Annotated in this window: 14 protein-coding genes; 3 read left to right on the forward strand and 11 right to left on the reverse strand. The window is 66.0% G+C overall.

The window, feature by feature from the left end; genetic code table 11:
* The first annotated feature begins 19 nt into the window (after positions 1–19).
* Positions 20–511: a DinB family protein gene (locus HNP46_RS23130; protein WP_184593640.1), complete on the forward strand. Its 492-nt coding sequence runs from the start codon at positions 20–22 to the stop codon at positions 509–511.
* 4 nt (positions 512–515) lie between these two features.
* Here the strand turns inward: HNP46_RS23130 and HNP46_RS23135 are convergent, their stop codons facing one another.
* From HNP46_RS23135 to HNP46_RS23145, 3 genes are read right to left on the reverse strand one after another with little or no spacing between them, the layout of a single operon-like run.
* Entirely contained in the window at positions 516–1,295 is a 780-nt protein-coding gene (locus HNP46_RS23135) for an ABC transporter ATP-binding protein (RefSeq protein ID WP_184593642.1), read from the reverse strand.
* Complete coding sequence (locus tag HNP46_RS23140) at positions 1,292–2,356, reverse strand: FecCD family ABC transporter permease (RefSeq protein WP_184593645.1); 1,065 nt, start codon at positions 2,354–2,356, stop codon at positions 1,292–1,294. Before HNP46_RS23140 ends, HNP46_RS23135 begins: the two co-directional genes overlap by 4 nt.
* Positions 2,353–3,498 (reverse strand): ABC transporter substrate-binding protein, encoded by a 1,146-nt coding sequence (locus HNP46_RS23145; protein ID WP_184593647.1) that lies wholly within the window; start codon positions 3,496–3,498, stop codon positions 2,353–2,355. Before HNP46_RS23145 ends, HNP46_RS23140 begins: the two co-directional genes overlap by 4 nt.
* Before the next feature lie 188 nt (positions 3,499–3,686).
* Between HNP46_RS23145 and HNP46_RS23150 the strand changes: the two genes are divergently transcribed.
* Positions 3,687–4,409 carry a response regulator gene (locus HNP46_RS23150; protein ID WP_184593649.1) on the forward strand — a complete coding sequence of 241 codons (723 nt, stop codon included), beginning with the start codon at positions 3,687–3,689 and terminating at the stop codon, positions 4,407–4,409.
* Positions 4,409–5,785, forward strand: a complete 1,377-nt coding sequence (locus HNP46_RS23155; protein WP_184593651.1) for an ATP-binding protein — start codon at positions 4,409–4,411, stop codon at positions 5,783–5,785. Before HNP46_RS23150 ends, HNP46_RS23155 begins: the two co-directional genes overlap by 1 nt.
* Positions 5,786–5,879: 94 nt before the next feature.
* Here the strand turns inward: HNP46_RS23155 and HNP46_RS23160 are convergent, their stop codons facing one another.
* The 8 genes from HNP46_RS23160 to HNP46_RS23195 form a co-directional block, all read right to left on the reverse strand.
* Positions 5,880–6,545 (reverse strand): S1C family serine protease, encoded by a 666-nt coding sequence (locus HNP46_RS23160; RefSeq protein WP_184593653.1) that lies wholly within the window; start codon positions 6,543–6,545, stop codon positions 5,880–5,882.
* 295 nt (positions 6,546–6,840) lie between these two features.
* A complete protein-coding gene (locus HNP46_RS23165; RefSeq protein WP_184593655.1) occupies positions 6,841–7,047 on the reverse strand; it encodes a hypothetical protein in 207 nt (68 codons plus the stop codon).
* A 73-nt stretch (positions 7,048–7,120) separates the two neighbouring features.
* A complete protein-coding gene (locus tag HNP46_RS23170; RefSeq protein WP_184593657.1) occupies positions 7,121–7,834 on the reverse strand; it encodes a response regulator transcription factor in 714 nt (237 codons plus the stop codon).
* 156 nt (positions 7,835–7,990) lie between these two features.
* A complete protein-coding gene (locus tag HNP46_RS23175; protein ID WP_184593659.1) occupies positions 7,991–9,592 on the reverse strand; it encodes a TolC family protein in 1,602 nt (533 codons plus the stop codon).
* A 5-nt stretch (positions 9,593–9,597) separates the two neighbouring features.
* Positions 9,598–10,851, reverse strand: a complete 1,254-nt coding sequence (locus tag HNP46_RS23180) for an HlyD family type I secretion periplasmic adaptor subunit (RefSeq protein WP_184593661.1) — start codon at positions 10,849–10,851, stop codon at positions 9,598–9,600.
* Positions 10,852–10,862: 11 nt separating this feature from the next.
* A complete protein-coding gene (locus tag HNP46_RS23185; RefSeq protein ID WP_184593663.1) occupies positions 10,863–13,139 on the reverse strand; it encodes a type I secretion system permease/ATPase in 2,277 nt (758 codons plus the stop codon).
* Positions 13,140–13,463: 324 nt separating this feature from the next.
* Complete coding sequence (locus tag HNP46_RS23190) at positions 13,464–13,988, reverse strand: hypothetical protein (RefSeq protein ID WP_184593665.1); 525 nt, start codon at positions 13,986–13,988, stop codon at positions 13,464–13,466.
* 93 nt (positions 13,989–14,081) lie between these two features.
* Positions 14,082–15,779: Ig-like domain-containing protein (locus HNP46_RS23195; RefSeq protein ID WP_260403242.1), on the reverse strand; the 1,698-nt coding region annotated here is incomplete at its 5' end.

Here is a 15,779-nt window from a genome sequence, read left to right on the forward strand (position 1 = left end):
GAATGAGTGAGGATTTCCGATGCTGACCCAGGCCTTCGCCTACAAGTGCTGGTCGGACCGCCGGGCGCTGGACGCCATCGCGCTGATCGACGCCGAGCGCTTTCCTGAAGAACGCGCCTTCGCGCTGCAGCAGCTCAACCACATGGCCATCGTCGAGGACCTGTTCCGTGCACGGCTGAACGGCGCGGCAGACCCGCACCCGGCGACCAATAGCGCCAGCGTGCCCGGCTATGACGAACTACGCGAGCGCCTGCTGGTCTCCGGGCAGTGGTATGTCGAACAGCTCGCTGCGCTGACCCCGGAGCGCGCGGCGGAAGTCATCCGCTTCCGTTTCACCGACGGCCGCAGCGGCAGCCTGACCCGCGAGGAGATGTTCTTCCACGTCCTCAACCACGCCACCTACCACCGCGGCTCCATTGCCCGCGCGCTGGACCAGGCCGGCGTGGCGCACCCGGCGGACACCTACACGGTGTTCGTGCACGCCACCCAGCCGCAGCGCCGCGAGGGCTGAAGGCTCAGCAGGCCACTTCGTCGATGATGATCTGCAGCGTCTGCCGCGAGCAGCGCTCCACCCGCGCCTGTACGCCGTAGACCTCGCCGAACAGCTGCGGCGTGAGGATGCTCTGCGCGTCACCCGCGGCTACCAGCCGGCCCTGGTGCAGCACCGCCAGCTGATCGGCATAACGCGCGGCGAGGCCGATGTCGTGGAGCACGGCAATGGCGATCAGGCCGTGGCGACGCACTTCCTCCTGCACGCATTGCATGACCCGCAGCTGGTAGTTCAGGTCCAGCGCGCTGGTGGGTTCGTCCAGCAGCAACACCTGCGGGCGCTGCGCCAATAGCTGGGCCAGGCTGACCATCTGCCGCTGGCCGCCGGAGAGGCGGTCCAGGCGCTGCTCGCGCAGGTGCAGGATGCCGACCCGGCGCAGCGCTTCGAGGGCGGCGGCCAGCGGGTCGGTGCGGCGCAGCTCGCTGTCGAACGGGTTGACTCGCAGGCTGGCGAGCAGCGCGTCGAGGACACTGAGGGCGATGCCGCCGGGCAGGTGCTGCGGCATGTAGGCGATGCGCCGGCTGCGCTCGCCCACCGACAGCGAGGCGAGCGACTGGCCGTCCAGGCTCAGCTCGCCGTGCACGCGCTCAAGGCCCGCCAAGCCGCGCAGCAGGGTGGACTTGCCCGCGCCGTTGGGGCCGATCAGGGCGGTGAGGGTGCCGCGTTGGAGTTCCGGCAGCGTCACGTCGTGGACCACGGCGTGGCGGCGGTAAGCGACCGTCAGGTCTTTCGCGAGCAGGCTCATGCGTGGCGAACTCCGCGGCAGATCAGGGCGACGAACACCGGTACGCCGACCAGCGCAGTGACGATGCCCACCGGCACGATCAGCCCCGGCATCAGCAGCTTGCTCGCCACCGACGACAGCGACAGCAGCAGCGCGCCGACCAGGGCGCTGGCCGGCAGGTAGAAGCGCTGGTCCTCGCCGATCAGCATGCGCGCGATGTGCGGGCCGACCAGGCCGATGAAGCCGATGGTGCCGACGAAGGCCACCGCGCACGCCGACAGCAGGCAGATGCGCAGCAGGGCGAAGCGGCGCAGGCGGCGTACGTCCACGCCCAGGCTGCGGGCGCGGTCCTCGCCCATGCGCAGTACCGTGAGTTTCGACGCGGCGGCCTGGGAGAACGGCAGGCACAGCGCGAGCACCAGGGCCAGCGCGCCGGCCTTGTGCCAGTCGGCACGGGCGAGGCTGCCAAGGGTCCAGAACACCAGTTGTTGCAGCACGTCCTCGCTGGCCATCATCTGCAGCAGCGCCACCGCCGCGTTGCAGCTGAACACCAGGGCGATGCCGAACAGCACCAGGCTTTCCACGCCACCACCACGCAGGCGCGAGAGCAATTGCAGCAGCACCAGCGACAGGCAGGCGAAGACGAAGGCTGCCAGCGACACTGCCGCATTGGCCGAGAGCCAGGCGTTGCCCAGGTGGAAGAAGATCGCCAGGGAGGCGCCCAGCGCGGCGGAGGACGACACGCCGAGGGTGAAGGGGCTGGCCAGCGGGTTGTCGAGGATGGTCTGCATTTCCGCGCCGGCCAGGGCCAGGGCGCCGCCCACCAGCAGCGCCATCACCGCGTAGGGCAGGCGCACGTTCCAGATGATCACCCGCTGGCTGGGCTCCAGCTCGGCCGGATGCAGCAGGCCATGGAACAGCGCGGCAGGCGTCATGCCCGACGGCCCGCTGAGCAGGTCCCAGGCCATGGACGCCAGCAGCAGGGCGAGCAGCACGAGGAGCACCGCGCCGCGGCGGCGCAGCTGCAGGCGGCGCTCGCGGCGCGCCAGTTGCAGGTCGATATCGTTCAGGGCGGCGTTCATTCGGGCTGGCTGGCGTCGATCCAGTAAGTGCCGTCCAAGCCGATGCGCAGGAACTGCTGGTTGATCTGCGCCTGGGTCTGCGCCGGGTCGAGCGTGGCGAAGCGTTCCGGGTGGACCCAGCGCGCCATGGCCTCGATGGCGAGGATGTTGAACGGCGAGTTGTAGAAGTCGTGCCAGAGGCCGTGGGCCTTGCCGCTGCGGATGGCTTCGAGGCTGGCGAACTCCGGGCGCTGCAGGACTTTGCCCAGGCTTTCGCGGGCCTGCTGCTGGCTGACGCCGGCGCCGAGGATCAGCCCCGGATTGCGGTTGCCGGTGGCGATGTAGATATCCGGTCTGGCCGACAGTGCGTACTCCACGCTGATGTCGCCCAGCGCGCCGGGCACCACGCCAGCGGCGATGTTGCGCCCGCCGACCGCGTCGATGACGCTGCCCAGGCCGCTCTTGCCGGTGGTGTGCCCCGGCGCCTGCCAGACGCCGGCCAGCAGTTCGAGGAACACGCTCGGCTTGTGCGCGTCATCCAGCCCGGCGACGCCGTCGCGGATGCGTTGCAGGTGGGCGTCGTAGAACTTCAGGTACTGCTCCGCCTCGGCCTTGCGACCGAGCGCTGCGCCCAGCGCGGTGAGGCTGGTGCGCACGCCTTCGATGGGGTGCACGCGGAAGTCGACGAACACCACCGGCACACCGGCGGCGGCCAGGATGTCGGCCACCGGGCTGTGCTGGGTCGGGCCTTCGCCGGCGATGCTGAACACCGCCAGGTCCGGCTTCAGGGCGAGGATCTGCTCGGCGCTGACGCTCTGTTCCGAGGCCTGGCCGATCAGCGGAATCTGCTTCACCTGGGGGAAGCGCCGTGCGTAGACCTCGAAGGTGTGCGGGTCGAGCAGGCGCACGTCGTTCTGCCAGCCGACCACGCGCTGGAAGGGATTGTCGCGGTCGAGCAGGGCCAGGGCGAAGAACAGCCGGCCTTCACCCAGCACCACGCGCTGGGCATTGCCGCTGACCTCGACCTTGCGCCCGAGCACGTCAGTGACGGTGAGCGCCTGGGCGGGCAGGGCGAGGCCGAACCAGCCGAGGCAGAGCACGGCGAGGGCGGCGAAGGCGTGAGTGAGATGGGAGCGGGAAGCGCGGGACGACAGGAAGGGCATGCGGAACGACCTGGGCATGAAGTAGAATTAATCGCATTTGCAATCCACTCTACCGCTGCCATGGTGGGCGAGCCGGGCGGCTTTGTATTGGAGAGGCGCGAATGGCCGCGCCACAACATTCCATTACATTTGCGCCCGGCAGCCTGCGCAGGCAGCGGGAACGATAGCGACCCGCCGCGAGTTTCCCGATGTCCAGGCCAGACCACATCCTCGTCGTCGATGACGACCCCGAGATCCGCCAGTTGCTGGCCGATTACCTAAAGGGCATGGGCTACCAGGTGTCCGCCGCCGCCGATGGCCGCGAGATGCAGCGCCAGCTGGAAGTGCAGCCGGTGGACCTGGTGGTGCTCGACCTGATGCTGCCCGGCGAGGACGGCCTGACCCTGTGCCGTGACCTGCGCGCGCGCAGCGACGTGCCGGTGATCATGCTCACTGCCCGCGGCACCCTGATCGACCGCATCATCGGCCTGGAGATGGGCGCCGACGACTACCTGCCCAAACCCTTCGACCCGCGCGAGCTGCTGGCACGGATCAAGGTGGTGCTGCGCCGGGTACAGAGCTTCCCGCAGCGCGCCCAGGTGGACGAGGCGGCGACCCTGCGCTTCGCCGGCTGGGAGCTGGACACCCGCGGCCGCCACCTGCGCTCGCCGGCTGGCCTGAGCATCGCCCTGGCCGGCTCGGACTTCCGCCTGTTGCGCCTGTTGTTGCAGCATCCCAATCGCCCGCTGAGCCGCGACTTCCTGCTGCGCCAGGTGTTCGACAAGGAACGCCTGCCGTTCGACCGCGCCATCGACGTCTGCGTCAGCCGCCTGCGCCAGCACCTGGAAGACGACCCGAAATCGCCGAAGCTGATCCGCACCGTGCGCAACCAGGGCTACATGCTCACCGCCGAAGACGTGGTGAGCGCCTGATGCGCCTGTGGCCGCGCACGCTGTTCGGGCGGCTGGTGGTGATCCTGGTGGGCGGCATGATCGCCGCCCAGGTGCTCACCGGCAGCATCTGGTACGACGTGCGCCATACCCAGGCGCTGGAGATTCCCCTGCGCCTGGCGGCGGCGCGGCTGACCGACCTGCAGCAGCTGCACCAGCGGCGCCCGGAAGACTTCGCGCAGGCCTTGAGCGCGCTCGCTCGCCCAGGGTTCGAGGCGCGCTTGCTGAGTGTCGCCGATGAGCCGGGTGCGCCGCCGGATGCCACCGCCGAACGCCTGCTGCGCCGTGCCGTGCGCGACCAGGGCGGTGATCCCCAGGGGCTGCGCCTGCTGCGGGTGGAGCTGCGCGACAGTGCCGGCCAGCGCAGCGGCCTCAGCGGGCTGTTCGTCGGCAACGGCGTGGAAGCGCACCTGCTGCTGGAAGCGCCGCTGGGTGAGGGCGGCTGGCTGCGCATCGCCATGGTCGAAGGGCAGGGCTGGAGCAGCCAGTCGACCCTCGACGTGGCGCTGGACTACCTGCTGCGCCTGTACCTGCTGCGCATCCTCGTGGTGGTGCTGCTGGCGCTGCTGGCGGTGCGCCTGGCCATCGGCCCGCTGGACAAGCTGGCGCGCGCCGCCGAGGGCCTGGGCCAGGACATCCAGCGCCCGCCGCTGCCCGAGGAAGGCCCGCTGGAAGTGCGCCGCGCCGCCCGTGCCTTCAACGCCATGCAGCAGCGGCTGATCCACAACCTGGGTGAGCGCATGCGCTTTCTTGCCGCGGTGTCCCACGACCTGCGCTCGCCCATCACCCGTCTGCGCCTGCGCACCGAGATGCTCGCCGACGAAACGGCGCGGCAGAAGATGCGCAAGGACCTCGACGACATGGAAGGCATGGTCACCGCGACCCTGGATTTCATCAGCGGCAGCGATCTGGACGAGGCACGGCAGAACCTTGATGTGAACGCGCTGCTGCAGAGCCTGCAGGCGGATTTCGAGGAGCAGGGCGAGCGGGTTTCTCTGTCCGGCCGTGCGTTGCAGCCGCTGGCCGGCTACCCGCTGAGCCTGCAGCGGGCGCTGCTCAACCTGCTGGAGAATGCCGTGCGCTATGCCGGTGCCGCTGAGGTGCTGGTCGAGGACAGCGCGCAGGCTTTGTGCATCCGCGTGCTGGACCGTGGGCCGGGAATTCCTGCCGAACAGCTGGAGCGGGTGACCGAGCCCTTCTACCGCCTGGAGCAATCGCGCAACCGTTCCACCGGCGGCTACGGCCTGGGCCTGAGCATCGCCCAGACCATTGCGGCGGCCCACCATGGCCGGCTGGAGCTGCGTAACCGCGACGGCGGCGGGCTGGAGGCGGTGCTGCTGTTCGATCGCGGCGCGTGAGGTGGCTTCTGAGCGAGCGCGGATCGTCAGGCTTCAGTGCTGGTGACGAATGCCTTCATGGGCGCAGCAGCCCCAAGGCCAGCCCCGCGATGCATCAGCCATCGCTCGCTATTCTGCCGGGAAGTTGGCCTTTGCTGGCCAGCGTCCTGGCGAACAGTTGCCATTCCCGCAGTACCACATCGTAGGGCACATACACCGTGAGCGGCTCATTGTCGGCGCTCTTCATGGGGGAGGGCAGCGTGGAGGTGTAGGTTCCCACGGTGATGCCGACCACGGCATCGTCGCGGCCATAGATCGGGCCGCCGGACATCCCCTCCACGACCGGAGCATCGGCCAGGGCATAGGCGGTGCGGTCATTCCTGCCATTGAGGCGTACGCGCTGCGCCTTGCTGGTCCCGACACCCTTGACGGTCTCGAAGAACGGGCTCTGGCCCACGGCTTCCAGGGACTCGCCAGTCACCGCCGGCCTCCAGAGGGGAAGTGCGCCCTGGGCTTCTCGACGAATGAACACCAGGTCGCAGCCGGTGCTGCAGCGGTGGGCCACATTGGCCAGGGACGGGATGTGGGCCGCGCTCACGGCGTAGTGCTCATTCCACTGCACGGCGCTGCCGAAGTAGAGGCTGGGCAGGGCGCCCGCGGAACTGACGGGAAAATAACCGGGTGTGGCCTCTTCCGCAGGGACGGGCCGCACGGCAGTGGAGCAGGCGGGCAGGGCCAGTAGTGAGGCAACGAATAGCGGCCAGAGCTTGAGAGCTGACATGTCCTATTCCTTGCAGGGGTTTGTGCAAAGAATAGGACAAGTACGGGGTGATTAGTACTTGTCAGTGGGTGCGGTGTGTGTACCAGTTCGCACCCAGGGATTTCTCTCGATCGATTTGACGCCTTGCGCCCGGACGACAGCGTGACGGCACGGCCTCGCGAGCGCGGCTGCCGTCGTCAGGTTCCGCGTCAGCCGTAGCTGGGCAACCCTGCTCCCGGATCAGTCCGACTGCCGCCCAGAACCCGCAGGCGGGCTGCCGTACGAGGCCATGGCGAATGCTCGCAAGGCCGCAGGACTAGCCGTTGGCATGCCCGAGGCTGTCATTGCTCTTCTTGAGCGCCCCCTGTTCAATCTCCCATTGCTCGATATACATCTTCCGGCGCTTGCTCGATGCAAGCAGAAAGCAGTTCATCGTAGAAATAAATGCTGTCTGCTCACCATCGCTCAATTGAGAGAAGCTCAATAAAGCTTCAGTAACTGCGCGATTCTTTGGCTTGCGCATTGTATTCCCCAATTCTATTTATCTGATTTGCGTCGCCCTGGCGTGATTCAAGGCGACCTGTTGCACTCGCAATTCATGCAAGTAGTTTGCTTTCGCTGTCGTCAATCTGGATGTTTCTGTTGCCACCTTCAGATTGATGCGCGGAGTCGAGCAGGCCTGTTTCAAAGGCAAAGCGGAACAGGTCTGCATCGCGGGTAATGCCCATCTTGCGCATCGCGCTGGCCTTCTGCGAACTGACGGTCTGCTTGGTGCGCTTGAGCTGGTTGGCGATGTCATTGATGGACAGCCCGGCGACGTAGAGGCGAATGACTTCGGACTCCCGGCGCGTCAGCGGATGGCTGGCCATCTGGCCGTTGCCGTCCCTGGCGGCCTGCTGCGTGGTCAGGCGCAGCGTCGGCGATATGTAGGTGGCCCCCGCATACACGGCATGCACAGCGGAAATGAGATGGCCCAGGTCGTCGACCTTGTTCAGCACGGAGCCGACGCCGAGCTTGAGGATCTCTCCGACGATGGCGGAGTTGTCGATGGTCGTGAAGACGATGATCTTCAGGTCCGGGTAGCGGCGACGGAAGAACGACAGCATGGCCATGCCGTCTCCGGCACTGCCGCCGGGCATCACGTAGTCCGTGATGAGGATGTCGCAGCTATGCGCGGAGAGCAGATCGATGATCTCGGTGGAATTCCTGGCCTTACCGACGATATCGAGCGTCGGGATTGCCGAGAGTTCGTGCACGACCCCCATGATGAGGGCGGGGTGGTCATCGGCAATGATGATATTGATTTTCATGGTTTCTCCGAGTGCAAGAGCGGCGCTCGTTAGCTGACGGATAGTTTATGACTATCCACGTCGGGTCCCAGTAGGACTTGTACGCAATGGCGCCTTGGCGGGATAAGGGAAGTCAGAAAACCGTGGTCTCTGACTTCCCCTGCCGGGTTCGGCTGCTCACTGAACGCTCACTCCACCGCGCAGCCAGTAGCTCAACTGACCGGCGCTGGCATAGGACTTCAGCACGGCCTGGTAGCCATCGAAGCGGTTGGAAACTTCATTGATGCGGTTGTTGTTGTGGTCGCTTTCGGCAATCAGTACGTCCAGCAGGGTGCGACGGCCCAGGTGGTACCACTGCTCGAAGAACGCCTTGCGCACGCTGTCGGTCTCCGTGGTGAGATCACGGTAGAGATCGGCCCTGGCCAGCAGCGTTTTCGCATCCTGCTCGGCGGTACGGGTATCGAACTCCAGGTCCTGCAGCTGTTGCGCTTTCTTCTCGCGCTCGGCGCTCGCCCGGAGGGTCGCGGCCTCGCGTGCCGCCCGCGACGAGCCGCCACGGAACAGCGGGTAGCTGACCGTCATCATGGTCTGCCAGGGCTGTTCGCGGCCCAGCTGGTCTTCGCCGGTGGACTTGCTGACGACCCAGTTGAACTGCGGCTTTTCGCCGGCGCGCAGGGACTTGGCATGCAGTTCTGCAGCGGTCGCTTCGGCCTCGGTCTGACGCAGCGCCGGATGGTCGTTGGCAGACGCCAGCAGCTTGTCGAGGTTGGCGGCCTGCAGTGCCCACAGATCGTTGGTCGGCAGCACCACCGGAGCATCGCCCACCAGCTTGCGCAGGCGGATCTCGGTGTCACGCACCCGTGCCTGCGAGGCATCACGGCTCGCCTGGGCTTCCATCAGGCGCGCACGCGCCTGGGTCAGTTCGCTGGCACGACCACGGTCGGAGGTGACGATCTCGCTGAGCATGCTCACCAGGGTGCTCATGCGCTCGACGTACTGCTGACCGATCGCGCTGATGCGGCGGCCCTTCTCCAGTTCCACCACGGTGGTGGAGACATCCCGTGCCAGGGTTTCCATGTCCACCAGGTACTTCTGGTCGGCAGCGGCGCTCAGTTGCTTGCGGCTGTCGATGGTGTTGCTGGTGCGACCCCAGTCGAAGACGTTGGTCGTCATGTTCATGGTGACGGCCTGCGAGTTGCTGCCGGTCTCGTTCTTGCCACCGACCGCCAGGGGACGGCTGTTGCCGCCGATGTCGATCTGCGGCAGGCGCTGGCCCTGGGCTTCGCGCACATCGGCCTGGGCGGCTGCCTGCTCGGCCTGGCTCTGGCGCAGCAGCGGGCTCTGGTTGATGGCGCGGTCCAGTGCGCCGGCCAGGATGGTGCGGATCTCGCCTTCGGATACCTGGCTCTGGGAACGCCGGCGCGCGGCCTCGGGGTTGTCCTTGAGCCACTCGGAGAAGCGCACGGAACCTTGCGGGTCAGCGTTCTTCAGGGTCTCGGGGTTGACCTTCCGGGTGCTCGCCGCAGCGGCAGCGGTCGGCGCCTGGGCCCGTTGCACGGCTTGAGCCTGCACGGGGCGGGCCGGTGCCGCTTGCGGCGTGTCCTTGGCGGCAACCAGAACCACATCACGAGCCGGGGTCAGGTTGACGGTCTTCTCGATGTTCTGGGCAAAGGCGACTTCCGCCGAGAAGAGAACAGCAGCCGTCAGACTGACGCAAAGTGCTTGCACGGGCGACACAGTGTTCTTGCTCCATGCCTGTTTGATAGTCGTCGGTTTCATGTCTGTCATCTCTCGCGGAAGGCTTCTTTCGCCTTGAAAATCGGTTTCAGCAAATAGTCCAGAATGGTTTTTTCACCGGTGCGGATTTCCACCGTGGCGGTCATCCCCGGGATGATCGGCAGGCGCTTGCCCGCGGCTTCCAGCCAGCTCGTGTCGGTCAGTACCTGCACGCGGTAGTAGGTGGCGTCGGGGCGGCCGGCGGCGAGTTTCTTCTCGTCCTGGAGGGTGTCCGGGCTGATGTAGACGACGGTGCCTTTCAGGCCGCCGTAGATGCCGTAGTCGTAGGCGGAAATCTTCACCGCGGCGGGCAGTCCCGGACGGAGGAAGGCGACGTCCTGCGGCTTGATCTGGCCTTCGATGATCAGTTGCTCTTCCAGCGGGACGATGTCCATGATGTCCTGGCCGGGCTGGATGACGCCGCCGATGGTGCTGACGCGGACGTTCTTCACGGTGCCGCGCACGGGAGCGGTGAGGACGGTGCGCTCAAGGACATCCTTGCGCCCGACCAGCCCCTCGGCGGTCTGGGCCACTTCCAGCTCGATCTTGACCAGCTCGGAGTTGGCTTCACCCTGGTAGCGGTTCTTGCGCTCGACGATCTGGATCTTCAGCTCGTTGGCCTGGCGGCGCATGCGCAGCAGCTCCACTTCCGACAGCAGCCCGCGGGCAGCTAGCGGCTCGGCCAGGGCGATCTCCTTCATGATCAGGTCGTGGCTGTTCTGCAGAGCCCTGACGCTGGAGTCCAGGGACTGCTTGCGGGCGTTGTAGGCATTGGTTTCCTGCTCGACCATCAACTTCTCGCCCTTGACCTCGTCGGGGAAGGAGAGCGGCAGGTTGTAGGCTTCCGCCTGCAGGCGGGCCATCATGGTCTTGAGGCCCATCAGCTTGGTGTACATCTCCTGGTAGGTCGACTGAGCACGCACCGGGTTGATCTTGATCAGCGCCTGGCCCTTCTCGACGACATCGCCTTCGCGGACCAGGAGCTCATCGATGATTCCGCCTTCGAGGCTGGAGATGAGCTGCTCACGGCTCTTGGAGATGATCTTCCCTTCGCCCTGGGTGATTTCCTCGACGCGGGCGAAGTTCGCCCAGGTCAGGCCGGCGATCATCAGCGCGCCGATCAGGTACATGACGGCGCGGGAGCCGGGGGTCGATTGCACGAGCAGGGACTCGCGCAGGTCGCTCATGAAGGCGGCATCGCCAGCCTTGAGCGGTGCTTCCTTGGAGGTGCGCCAGAACGGGCGCTTCAATGCAGTGATCATTTCAGTATTCCTCAGCGTGCAGCACGGGCAGCGGGTTCGGCAGCGGCCGTTCTCTGGGGCGCGGCCTTGCTCTGGGCGGGCTGCGCGCTTTGGGCTGCCTGGTCTGCGGGGGCACTCAGGGCAGCGATGATTTCGTTCTTCGGGCCATCGGCGACGATGCGGCCGTCATCGACGATGACGATGCGGTCGACGACGTTGAGCAGCGAGGTGCGATGGGTAACCAGGACCAGCGTCTGGCCCTCGGTGGCCCTGACCAGGTGCGACATGAAGATCGCTTCGGTCTGCGTATCCATGGCGCTGGTCGGCTCGTCGAGCAGCAGCGTCTGGGGTTTGGCCAGCAGGCTGCGGGCCAGGGACACCAGCTGGCGCTGGCCGCCGGAGAGGCCTTCGCCCATTTCGCCGATCGGCAGGTTGATGCCCATCGGGTGCTTCTGGGCGATGTGGTCCAGCCCGGTCAGTTGCAGCACTCGCAGCAGCTCGTCAGCGGAGGCGTTGGGGCGGCCGATCATCACGTTGTCACGCAGGGTGCCGTAGAACAGGCGGGCTTCCTGGCCGACATAACCCACCGCGTTGCGCCAGTCGGCCGGGTCGATCTGGGCGACATCCAGGCCGCCCATCAGCATCTGTCCGCCAGTGGGCTGGTAGAGGCGGGCCATCAGGCGCAGCAGGGTCGATTTGCCGCTGCCGATCTTGCCGAGGATGGCCACTCGCTCACCCGGAGCGATGGTCAGGTTGAGGCCACCCAGTACCGGCGGGTTCGGCTTGTCCGGCGGGGCCGGGTAGGAGAACTCGACGCCTTTGAGTTGCAGCTCACCTTGCAGGGACGGCTGTTGCAGGTACTGTTTCTCCGGCTCACGGTCCAGCGGCATGCCCATCAGGCGGTTCAGGCTGGTCAGTGCGGCCTTGGCCTGCTGGAAGCGCACGGCCAGTCCAGCTACCTGGGTCAGCGGAGCAGTGGCACGACCGGCGAGCATCACGGTACCGATCAGCGCGCCCTGGGACAGGTCGCCCGAGCCGATCAGGTAGACACCGATGACCACCAGGACGACGGTCTGCAGCTGCTGCAGGAAGGTGACCATGTTGAGGGCGGTGCTGGTCATCTGCCGGGACTTCATCGAGGTGCTCGCGGCGGCGGCACTGAAGGATTCCCAGCGACGGGTCATGTAGCCTTCGCCACCGACGGCCTTGAGGGTTTCCATGCCTTCCACGGATTCCAGCAGGACGCCTTGCTTGAGCGAGGACTCACGCAGGTTCTCACGCATGATGCGGGCCAGCGGCCACTGGATGGCGACGCTGATGGCGAGGATGCACGGGACCATGAGCAGGCAGACCCAGCCCAGCGGACCACCGATGACGAACACCACGCCGATGAACAGGAACACGAACGGCAGGTCGGCGAGGGCGGCCAGCGTGGCCGAGGTGAAGAAGTCCCGCACCGATTCGAATTCGCGCAGCTGGTTGGCGAAGGCGCCCGGGGAAGCAGGCTTGTGCTCCATGCGCACGCCCAGCGCCTGGCGGAAAAGCCGCGAACCCAGGGTCAGGTCGGCTTTCTTCGCGGCGACATCGAGCAGGTGCGCTCGCAGGTAGCGGGTGATCGCTTCGAAGCCCATGGCCACGGCAACACCGATCGCCAGCGACCACAGGGTGACATACGCCTGGTTGGGGACGACGCGGTCGTAGACGTTCATCGTGAAGAAGATGCTGGCCAGGGCCAGCAGGTTGACGATGACCGTCGCGATGGCCGCGCTGCGGTAGTAGCGGCGATAGCGCCACAGGGTGCTGAACAGCCAGTGACCGACCGACTTGGGAGTTTCCTCACCGGCGCGGGTATCGACCTTGGCACTGGGTTTGACCAGGATCGCGTGCTCGGAGTACCAGCCGGACAGTTCCTCGTGGGAGATTTCCACGCGGGTGTCGCAGCCCATTTCCGGGAGCATGACCTGGTAGATCAGCTTGCCTTCGTCATTGCGACGGGAGCTGAACAGCACCGCGGCGCCGTGATCCTTGCGCAGCAGGATGACCGGCATCAGGTGCTGGGAGAATTCATGGGCACGGCGGCGCACGATGCCGCTGGTGAGGCCGGCGCTTTCAAGGGCCGACTGGGCCTGGGAGGGCGACAGCACGCTGGCCTTGGGCAGGCCGGCGCAGAGGCTTTCGGCAGAGCGCGGAACGCCCTGGTGCTTGCACATCCACAGGACGCTTTCGAGCAGCGTATCGAGGACACTGGTAGGTGGGGGCAGTGTCAGGGCTTCTGCCGAAGTCTGCTGTTGGTTGTGTTCCGACGACATCTGTCTGGTCCTCTGGGTTCTGACTGGGCGACCGGGTGGGAGGCCGCTGTTTTCGTTGCCGGTGGAAGCAGGCGAACTTGTTCGTGAGTGCTTCTCTTGGCGTGTCAGAACTTTAAATTTGGCGTGCAGAAGCGTCTGTCTGGCTAATCCGAATAGTCCTTCGTTTGGTTAGTACAAGTACGAGACTCGGGGTCTGGACGGTTTTCGTGGGGCGTGCAGGGCCTCGGGAAGAGGCCGCTGACGTTTGGGAGGGCGGGGGAAGGAGAGAGTAGAGAGCAGGGAGGGAACGCGGGGGAGTGGCAGGTGGCTGGGACTGGCCGTCGATTATTTGGCCGCCAGCGACTTGCACGCCTCGGTGGAAGCGCGGGAGAGGGTGTACGACTGTTCGCGAGCACCCAGCAGGGCCTGCTCGGCTTCCGGACGCTCGACGGAAACCGGTGCGCCATGGCCGTCTTCGGTGACCTTCACGAAGTAGGTCTTGCCGGCGTCCAGCTGGGCGCGGAAAAGCCCTTCGTTCTTGCCGCGATACAGCGGCGCATCGTTCTGGTAGGCGCCCAGGGTGTACTGGCCGGCAGGCACGCAGAACAGGGTGAAGCTGCCCGGCAGGAGCGACGCATGGAAGTGGCCGTCGAGGTAGACGTTGGCGCCGACGGGCTTTTCCAGCTGGGCCATGGGGCGGTAGTAGATAACCTGCGCCTGGTCGGCAGCGGCCGTCGGCGCGGGGTGGTAGGGAGCGCCGTAGGTCGGGCTCTGGGGGGCTTCGCTGGTCTGCGCATATGCGCAGGGCAGCGCCGACAGCAGCAGGGCGGCCAGCGCGAAAGTGGCCTTGTTGCAGACTGCTGGTTTCATGAGCGAGTACTCCTTGGTTGGAGGCTTCCTTCCCGGCGGGAAGGAAGTCTGGTAGCGATCGAAAGGTGGGGCTCACGAGGAGCCCCACGATGGTTACGCCTGAACAGCGACGCCTTGCTGGACGAGCAGCTCAACGGCGAACTCGGTGCTTTGGTACACGTCGTAGGCGATACCCGCCGCCGTCACGTCACCCAGCAGTTCCCAGTGGCCTACGTCCATGCCGTTGGGCAGGAGGTCGCTGAGCACTACCTTGTCACCGGCATTGCCTTTGACGGCCAGCTGCACGGCGCCATCGTTGATGAAGGCACTGCGGTGGCCGAGGTCGAGGACGTCACCCAGCGACAGTTTCAGGGTGTTGTCGCCGGAACCGGTGATGTCGATGATCTCGACCGAGCTCAGGCGACCCTGCCAGGCGGAAAGATCCAGCACCTGGTTGGCGCCGGTCAGACGCAGGGTGTCGTTGCCACCGTTACCTTCGATGAGGCTGATCTTGTCGAGCAGGCTCACGTCACTGAGGGTGAAGGTGGAGGCGTTGGCCAGGCCGTAGACCTCGGTCACGTCGCCAGTGATCTGATAGATCACGTTGGGCGCGCCGGCGGTGTTGGTGTAGGCCGAGATGTTGCCGGCCTGGTCGACCAGCGCGGCACTCACCCATTGGGCCGAGCCGACATCCAGGTGCACCGCGCCTGCGTCGATGTCGCTTTGGGTCAGCGTGTGCTCGAAGCGAGCCGGGCCACCGTTGACGATGATCGCCAGGCGATCACCGGCTACCAGTTGAGCGGCGTTGAAGGTGATGTCCAGCGCGCCGTTCTCCAGGTGCAGCGAGGTCGGAGCCGAGGCGGCGGTCTTGTCATAGACGACCGTCTGCTGCATGACATAACCCGAGTTGCCCTGCTGATCCACGACACGGGTCTGGATGGACCAGTTGCCGGCGTGGTCATTCAGGTCCTGCACGGCCCAGCTGGTGCCATTGACGAGCGCGTTGAACCAGGTACGGCCGCCGTCGGTGGAAACCTCCAGCTTCTGACCTGCGGTCAACTCGCTGCTCAGGGAACCGTGCATGAGTCGACCGAAGCTGCCGTTGTTGGTGACGAAGTCGTTCTTGCCGTAGCCGGAGTCCTTGCCCATCTCCGATACGCGAGCGACCTGGGTCGGGCCATCGCCGGGGAAGATGATCAGCTCGAACGGATCGGACGGCGCACTATAGTTGCCGGCAGCGTTCATCGCCACGGTGGTGAAGCTGTATTCGCCGGTGGCGAGGTCAGCCGTGGGCGTGAAGTTCCAGTGCCCCTCATCGTTGGCCTCGACGCGACCGATTTCGACACCGCGGTTGTAGATGATCACGGTGGCGTTCGGGTCGCTGCGGCCGGACAGTTCCGGACGGGTATCGTCGGTGACATCGCCCGAGTGCAGGTTGCCGGTCAGCGGACCCACATCGTCGAATACCGACTCGATCACCGGACGCGTGGCCGGAGTGAAGTCGATCACCAGATCCCAGGCGTCGGACGCATCGGACAGGTTGCCGGCAGCGTCGGTGGCACGAGCGGTGAAGCTGTGCTCGCCTTGGGCCAGTTCTTCAGCAGGCGTGAAGGTCCAGTTGCCGTTGCTGTCGGCGCGGGTTTCGCCCAGCTTGACGTCGTTGTCGAAGATCTCGATGAGCGAACCTTCCTCGGCAGTGCCGGTAAGAGTCGGCTTGCGGTCGTCGGTCACTTCGCCACGGGCCAGTTCGCCTTGCTTGACGCCGACGTCGTCGTAGACGCCGCCAATGCTCGGGGCTTCCGGTGCGGTGCT

The organism is Pseudomonas nitroreducens (assembly GCF_014204515.1).
Taxonomy (GTDB): domain Bacteria; phylum Pseudomonadota; class Gammaproteobacteria; order Pseudomonadales; family Pseudomonadaceae; genus Pseudomonas; species Pseudomonas nitritireducens_A.